Consider the following 5,178-nt stretch of genomic DNA (forward strand, 5'->3'; position numbering starts at 1 on the left):
TGGTTAGTTATACGCCCCCTGGGGCACCCCTCATGACACGGGAGTGGCTGGGATCAGGCCGGGCAGAGGGTGCCGTCGACGGGGACCTTCCCGTCGATCAGGAACGCCCGCGTCGCGTCGGCGACGCAAGGGGAGAGGCTCAGCGCGCCGTGCCCGGCACCCTGCCAGGTGATCGTCACCGCGCTCGGCATCTGGTCGGCGGCCCGGCTGGTGCCCTGCTCCGGCGTGACCGGGTCGGTCGCGGTGCCCGCGACGAGGATCGGCGGGGCACCCGGGGCGCCGGCGGGCGGAAGCGGTTCGCGGCGCACGGGCCACGGGCTGCACCACGCCAGCTGTTGCGCGGCGAGGACGCCGAACTGCGGGTACTTCTCGCGCAGGGTCGTGGTCACCCGGGTGAGTTCTTCGGCCGAGAGCCGCGTCGCGCTGTCGTTGCACTTGGTCGCGAGCGTGCCGTCCAATCGCGACGGCCGCGCGCGGGAATCCTTCAGCACCGGCTCGGCGAACGCCGCCAGCGGAGTGACGTCACCGGTCTGCGCGGACTTGAGCGCTTCGGCGAGTTCCACCCAGCGCGAGCGCTGCGCTAGTCCGGAGTAGACGGCGTACAGCGCGATCCCCGGCGTGATCTCCGCCCCGTCGGTGGTGGTCACGGAGGCGGAGCGGAGCCTGTCGGCGACGGCGGTCACGGCCGACCGGGCGTCGCCGATCGGGCAACCCCTGGCGATGCAGTCGGCGCCGAAAGCGTCGAGGGTGGCCTGCGCGCTCGCGGCGACGGCTTCCTGCACGGCGGTGCCGTCGGGGGCCGGATCGGGCAGCCCGTCGAGCATCATGCGGCCGGCCTGCGCCGGGAATCGCACGGCGTATTCGGCGAGGACCTTCGAACCGTCACCGCGGCCCAGCGCGTGCAGCTTGTCCAGCCCGAGTTGCTGACGGAGTTCTTCGAGGTCGCTGGCCGCCCGCCAGCTGTCCATCGCGACCTGCGAGTCGTCCAGTTCGATGGCGCATTGCTGGCCGGCCTTGCGCGCCGCGTCGACAACGCTTTCGAGGTCTCCCGCCGCCGGGTCGCCGCCGAGCAGGTCGGTGCGGATCTCCGCCGGGACGCACTGCACCGGCGCCGAGGTCCCGGTCCCGCGCCGGTCCACGCCGATCAGCGAGAACTTCTGCAGGAACTCGGGCGGCAGCGTCGCGGCCAGGCGCGCGGCGTACAGCGATCCGGGCTCACCGTCGACGTCGTTGACCACGACGAGCGGGATCGGCCCGCCCCCGGTCTTGACCACCGACAGCCGCGAGAGCCCGCGGCCGGGCAGGTCCGGCGCGTCGAGCGTGGTGGGCACCCTGGCGCAGGCGAACTTCAGCGTGTCCGGCACGGACGGCTGGCCCAGCCGCTGCCGGGTGGCCTCGTCGCAGTCGTCCCATTTGATCGACGGCGACCGCGGTTCGGTGAGCGGCGGCAGCGGCACCGGCTGGGCGGACGCCGACGAGCCGGGATCGGGCTTGCCGTCGTTGTCGATCACCGCGGGCCGGACCGACGGCCCGGCCGTGCAGCCCGCGACCACGGCCGCGACCACGGTCGTCATCAGGATCAGCCGTGGCGTGCGGCGGGCGGTGCTCACGGGCTGGTCCTCACTTCCAGGGCATGACAAAGCTCGTGGGTGAGCTTCGCAGGTGACGTGTCAGGCCCCGGTTAGCGGGTGCGTTTCACTTCGCCGCGGAACACCGCGTCCAGGTCGTAGCGGGCGACCTCGTCGAGCTGGGCGTAGGTGCAGGAATCCGGCTCGCGGTCGGGACGCCAGCGCTTGAACTGCGCGGTGTGACGGAACCGCGACGGGTATCCGCCTTCCGTGTGCTCGTAGCCGACCTCGACCACCTTCTCCAGCTTCAGCGGCACCCACGGGGCTTCCTTGGACTTCCACCGGGTGATCCCGCCGGGGATCCGCTGCTTCTCCCGCACGTTGTCGCCGAGCCAGGGGTGATCGGAACCGTCGGTGATCAGCGGGGCCAGCTCTTCGGCCAGCTCACGCCGCCGGGTGACCGGGAACGAACCGACGACGCCGGGGTGGTGCAGCACGCCGTCCTCGTCGTAGAGCCCGAGCAGGAACGAGCCGACCATCTCGCCCGCTTCGCCGTCGACGTGCCAGCGCAGCCCCGCGAGCACACAGTCGGCGGTGCGCGAGTGCTTGTACTTCAGCAGCACGCGTTTGCCCGGCGTGTACGGCTCGTCGAGCGGTTTCCCGATGACGCCGTCGAGCCCCGCGCCCTCGAACAGTTCGAACCAGTGCCGCGCGATCGCCGGATCCGAGGTGGCCGGGGTCAGATGGAAGCCGTCGGAGGCCAGCTTCTCCAGCCGTTCCCGGCGCTTCGACGTCGGCTCGTCCAGAAAGGACTCGTCGCCGAGCGCCAGCAGGTCGAACGCGACGAACTCCGCCGGGGTCTGTTCCGCCAGCAGCTTGATCCGGCTCTCGGCGGGGTGGATCCGGTCGGTGAGCGCGTCGAAGTCGAGCTTCCCGTCCCGCCCGACCACCAGTTCGCCGTCGAGCACGATCCGCTCGGGCAGGGTCGCCTTCAGCCGCTCGATGACCTCGGGGAAGTACCGGTTGAGCGGCTTCTCCGACCTCGACTGGAGGGTCAGCTCGTCACCGTCGCGGAAGACCAGGCAGCGGTATCCGTCCCATTTCGGCTCGAACAGCAGCCCGCCGGAATCGGGGATCGCCTTCGCCGGTTTGGCGAGCATCGGTTTGACCGGTGGAGTCAAGGGAAGCGACATGACGGCCATTCTTGCCGCAAGGACACGCTCAGCGCACCCGTTGCGGTGCTGCCGTGTCGAGTTCGATCCGGACCGCGGTCGGCAGCACTTCCACGCCGAGCGATTCCCGGGCCCTGGCCAGCACGGTGAGATCGAGCTGTTCCCAGACCCGTTTCAGGTCGGTGCCCTCGCTCAGCCAGAGCGTGATCCGCAGCGCCGGGTGCTCCTTGTCGCCGACCGCGCGGACCCGGGCGCGCCCGACGCCGTCGACCGTCTCGGCGTCGAGGCGGACGGCTTCGGAGATGGCGGAAGAGGTCACCACCAGGTCGTCGCCGAGGTCGAGGTCCGGACGGCCCTCCGTGCGCAGGGACCGGAAGAACCACCACAGGCCGAGCCACAGCAGGAGGACGCCGAGCACGATCGCGCCGATCCGGGCGGCGAGCGCGTGCTGCGACAGCCAGTCGAGCGCGATCGGGTCCATCAGCGCGCGGCCGGCGCGATACGTGCCGAGCCAGCCCGCGCCGACCACGAGCATCGCCGCGCCGCCGAGCAGCGCGAGGAGTCCGATGAGGACGGTCAGCGTCCGTTCCGTGCCGGTGGACCGGCCGAGTGCCTTGGCGGAGACCGAACGGGTCATCGGCGGTCCTTCGGGGAGTCGACGACGACGGACACCTTCGGCCGCCGCACGAGGGGGACGTCGTCGAGCAGGCCGGAGACCGTCTCCAGCAGCCGCGGTCGCAGCTCGCCTTCGGTCTCCAGCCTGCTCGTCGCGCGGACACGGATCTTCTTGGCGGTGGCGGTGACCTTCGCGCCCGCGACGTTGTCCTGGGCGCGCACGGTCACCCCGACCAGCCTCGCCAGCGAGCGCGGCGACGTGGTCACGCTGACCTCGTTCGCCGGATCGGTCAGCCGGATGGCGCGCCGCCCGGCCGAGGCCGACGCCAGGATCAGCAGCAGCCCCACGACCGCGACGGCGATCGCGAGGTAGCGGACCTCGTCGGTGTTCCAGGACAGCTCCGCGAGCCTGTCGCGCCAGTCGTCCCACGGGACGAACAGCGGCCCCCGCCCCGGCCGCCACCAGCCCCAGCCGACCTCCAAGGCCAGCAGGACCCCCGCGGCGGCCAGCGCCAGCCCGATCAGGGCGGACAGCAGGCGGACGAACAAACGCATGATGCTCCTTCTAGCGGACGCGGGGCGCGATGTCGGGCAGGAGCGCGGAAACCGTCACCGAGATGTCCCGGACCTCGTACGAGGTGATCCGCTCGACCTCCTCGGTGACCCGGGCGCGCAGATCGCCGACGATCCGCCGCACCGGCGCCGGGTAGTGCAAAGCGACGTCGAGCACGAGATCGACGTCGTTGCCCTCACCGCCGACCTTCGCGCTCGCGCCGTGCGTCCCCAGCCCGAGACCGGCGATCCGCCGCTCGGCGCGCGTGGTCCCGTCGACCTGGTCCGCGGCGTGCTGCGCGATCTTGCGGACCACGGACGGCGCGATGGTGAGGGTGCCGCGATCCTCCGGTTCGGCCGGGAGGGTCATTTGTCGCGGCCCCGGCCGAACAGGTCGCCGAGGTCGAGTTCGCCGTCGAGCACGCGGCCGAGGACTAGGCCGATGACGCCGACGGCCAGCGTCACCAGGAACGCGGTGAAGCCCTGGGTCGCGGCGAGGCCGAGGATGAGGCCGGCGAGCAGGCCGGTCTGGGTCCCGTTCATCACTCGACCCGCGAGGTCTCGGTCTCGCCGCCGTTCTCGTCGGGCAGGTGGATGTCGTTGACCGCGATGTTGACCTCGATCACCTCGAGGCCGGTGATCTGCTCGACCTGGCCGATCACGTTGCGGCGCACCGCGCGCGCGACGTCGACGATGCGCGCGCCGTACTCGACGACCACGTCGAGGTCGATCGCCGCCTGCTTCTCGCCGACCTCGACCGAGACACCGGACGTGGTGACGGTGCCGGAACCGGGGATGCGCTCGCGGATGGCGCCGAAGGCCCGCGAAACCCCGCCGCCCAGCGCGTGGATCCCGGTGACCTCGCGGGTGGCGAGACCCGCCACCTTCTGGACCACCACCGACGAGATCGTGGTCTTGCCGGCGGCTCCTTCCTCGTTGAGGGACGACCCCGCCACGGGGGTGTCGGGCTTGCTCGCGCTCGGCTGCGCCATGAAGTTCGCTCCTTCTCGGCCTGTGCCGCGCGACCTGCGCGCGCGGCGGTCCCTACGCTCTCACCGACCAGGACACGCGCGCATGCCGAGTCGTCACGCGATGTCCCCCGGATGGGGTAATCACTTCCGGGGTTCACCTTGACGAGGTGGGGCGTCGGGGGGGGGGTGTGTTGGGGTTTAGTGTTGTTAAACCACAATGCCAAAACCACCCCCCCCCCCCCCCCCGGCGCCCCCCCCCCGGGGGGGGGGGTCCACCGGCGGGGCTCCCCGCGGAGCAAG

General features: G+C 71.6%; 7 protein-coding genes. All 7 read right to left on the bottom strand.

Annotation, left to right across the window (positions count from 1 at the left end; translation table 11 throughout):
• Window positions 1-53: 53 nt before the first annotated feature.
• The gene (locus tag ACFWMR_RS42315; RefSeq protein ID WP_378382466.1) at window positions 54-1,574 is read right to left on the bottom strand and encodes an alpha/beta hydrolase; all 1,521 of its coding nucleotides are present in this window, start codon (window positions 1,572-1,574) and stop codon (window positions 54-56) included.
• 107 nt (window positions 1,575-1,681) lie between these two features.
• On the bottom strand, window positions 1,682-2,761 hold the full coding sequence (locus tag ACFWMR_RS42320; protein WP_093936003.1) for an ATP-dependent DNA ligase: 1,080 nt from the start codon (window positions 2,759-2,761) through the stop codon (window positions 1,682-1,684).
• A gap of 28 nt (window positions 2,762-2,789) precedes the next feature.
• Window positions 2,790-3,377, bottom strand: a complete 588-nt coding sequence (locus tag ACFWMR_RS42325) for an alkaline shock response membrane anchor protein AmaP (RefSeq protein WP_378279236.1) — start codon at window positions 3,375-3,377, stop codon at window positions 2,790-2,792.
• Entirely contained in the window at window positions 3,374-3,910 is a 537-nt protein-coding gene (locus ACFWMR_RS42330; RefSeq protein WP_378382464.1) for a DUF6286 domain-containing protein, read from the bottom strand. Before ACFWMR_RS42330 ends, ACFWMR_RS42325 begins: the two co-directional genes overlap by 4 nt.
• Before the next feature lie 10 nt (window positions 3,911-3,920).
• Window positions 3,921-4,277 (bottom strand): Asp23/Gls24 family envelope stress response protein, encoded by a 357-nt coding sequence (locus ACFWMR_RS42335; RefSeq protein ID WP_378382465.1) that lies wholly within the window; start codon window positions 4,275-4,277, stop codon window positions 3,921-3,923.
• Window positions 4,274-4,450, bottom strand: a complete 177-nt coding sequence (locus ACFWMR_RS42340; RefSeq protein ID WP_005157087.1) for a hypothetical protein — start codon at window positions 4,448-4,450, stop codon at window positions 4,274-4,276. The genes ACFWMR_RS42335 and ACFWMR_RS42340 overlap by 4 nt, the downstream gene beginning before the upstream one ends.
• Entirely contained in the window at window positions 4,450-4,899 is a 450-nt protein-coding gene (locus tag ACFWMR_RS42345) for an Asp23/Gls24 family envelope stress response protein (protein ID WP_037343835.1), read from the bottom strand. The genes ACFWMR_RS42340 and ACFWMR_RS42345 overlap by 1 nt, the downstream gene beginning before the upstream one ends.
• Window positions 4,900-5,178 lie beyond the last annotated feature (279 nt).

This window comes from Amycolatopsis thailandensis, assembly GCF_042723255.1.
Classification (GTDB): domain Bacteria; phylum Actinomycetota; class Actinomycetes; order Mycobacteriales; family Pseudonocardiaceae; genus Amycolatopsis; species Amycolatopsis thailandensis.

Coding starts and splice junctions, on each gene's coding strand:
- ACFWMR_RS42340 (WP_005157087.1), bottom strand. CDS start 4,450: ATGAACGGGACCCAGACCGGCCTGCTCGCCGGCCTCATCCTCGGCCTC.
- ACFWMR_RS42325 (WP_378279236.1), bottom strand. CDS start 3,377: ATGACCCGTTCGGTCTCCGCCAAGGCACTCGGCCGGTCCACCGGCACG.
- ACFWMR_RS42315 (WP_378382466.1), bottom strand. CDS start 1,574: ATGACGACCGTGGTCGCGGCCGTGGTCGCGGGCTGCACGGCCGGGCCG.
- ACFWMR_RS42330 (WP_378382464.1), bottom strand. CDS start 3,910: ATGCGTTTGTTCGTCCGCCTGCTGTCCGCCCTGATCGGGCTGGCGCTG.
- ACFWMR_RS42345 (WP_037343835.1), bottom strand. CDS start 4,899: ATGGCGCAGCCGAGCGCGAGCAAGCCCGACACCCCCGTGGCGGGGTCG.
- ACFWMR_RS42320 (WP_093936003.1), bottom strand. CDS start 2,761: ATGTCGCTTCCCTTGACTCCACCGGTCAAACCGATGCTCGCCAAACCG.
- ACFWMR_RS42335 (WP_378382465.1), bottom strand. CDS start 4,277: ATGACCCTCCCGGCCGAACCGGAGGATCGCGGCACCCTCACCATCGCG.